This window comes from Halorubrum sp. AJ67, from assembly GCF_000513435.1.
Window position 1 is genome coordinate 27,949 of the sequence record NZ_CBVY010000025.1, and the last position, 1,240, is coordinate 29,188.

At 70.8% G+C, this 1,240-nt stretch carries 1 protein-coding gene and 2 pseudogenes; 1 reads left to right on the forward strand and 2 read right to left on the reverse strand.

Features of this window, described 5'->3' with window-relative positions; all coding sequences use genetic code 11:
• A pseudogene (locus BN903_RS18235) lies at positions 1–304 on the reverse strand (2-isopropylmalate synthase); the annotation flags it as partial.
• A gap of 223 nt (positions 305–527) precedes the next feature.
• Here BN903_RS18235 and BN903_RS14275 point away from each other — a divergent pair.
• Positions 528–1,016, forward strand: a complete 489-nt coding sequence (locus BN903_RS14275) for a cupin domain-containing protein (RefSeq protein WP_048078361.1) — start codon at positions 528–530, stop codon at positions 1,014–1,016.
• 29 nt (positions 1,017–1,045) lie between these two features.
• Here BN903_RS14275 and BN903_RS18240 read toward each other — a convergent pair.
• A pseudogene (locus BN903_RS18240) lies at positions 1,046–1,240 on the reverse strand (hypothetical protein); the annotation flags it as partial.

The window sequence follows — 1,240 nt, forward strand, 5'->3', positions numbered from 1 at the left end:
AGGTGCACGCCGAGCCGGCCTCGATCAGGTGGACGCCGGCGGCGTCGAGTTCGCGGGCGACGTCGACCTTCTCGCCGGGCGACAGCGAGACGCCCGGCATCTGTTCGCCGTCGCGGAGGGTGGTGTCGAGTAGCTGTACCTCGTCGAGGTCGGTGAGTGGTGTTCGGGTCAAAAGGGAGTCCGTCGGCTCGTCGGTGGTCTGGGGGTCGGTGCCGCCGCGGGGCGGTCGTGCCCCGGAGTCGTTATCGTCGGAGAATTTCGCGGCCAGCCGCCGCGAGGCGACTTCCTCTATCCTCCGAACGATCGCGAGTGTCTCGCGTCATTCGTACCCATGCGAACGACGGTCACACGTATAAACTGCCGGGTCGCGTCAGGAATGGCCGAGCGATCGTCGCCGAACGCGGGGTCGAACCGACGATCCCTCGGCGGCGCGTCCGGCTCGGCCGACACGTCGGGTGCGTCCGGCCAATCAGTACGCCCGGCGTGACCGCCGCCAGCGTTAGGGAGTCGCCCGCCGACCGGCCCGTATGGAGCGAGTCGCGATCGACGACGTCGACGTCGTCACGAACCCGATGGGCGTCCACGACCTCCGGAAGCCGGTCTCGCGCGCGCTCGGCACCGAGCACGTCGCGATGAACTACTTCGAACTCGCGCCCGGCGACGCGTTCTCCGGCGGCCTCCACACCCACGGCGACCAGGAGGAGATCTTCTACGTCCTCTCGGGGACCGCCACCTTCGAGGTCGGCCGCGAGCGCGAGCGCGTTGAGGTCGGCCCCGGAGAGCTGATCCGCTTCGCGCCCGGCGAGTTCCAGTCCGGGTTCGTCCCCGAGGACGCCGGCGAGGAGGTCGTCGCGTGGGCGGTCGGCGCGCCCGGCGCGCGCCACGACTTCGAGGAGATCGAGTCGATCGTCGAGTGTCGCGAGTGCGGCGGCGAGCGCATCCACGACACCGAACTCACCGACGCGGGCCGGTTCCGGTTCACCTGTACCGACTGCGGCGCGTCGTTTTCGCCGTAGCGACCGGAGCCGAGGACCGACGGCGCGGCTCATCCCAGCAGCGACCGGAGGCTCCGTCGCCGCGTCCCGCACTCGCTCGCGTACTCACAGGAGTCGCAGCGACCGTCGTCGACGCGCGGCGGCGGGACGTCGATCGACCGCGCGGCTCGGAGCGCCCGCCGGTAGGCCGCCTTCTTGCGGGTCGTGAGTCGGACTTCACGGACGACGCCGACCGCGGGGTACTC

What these genes read in the sequence shown, in the direction of transcription:
- BN903_RS14275 (WP_048078361.1), top strand. Translation starts at nt 528, where the DNA reads ATGGAGCGAGTCGCGATCGACGACGTCGACGTCGTCACGAACCCGATG.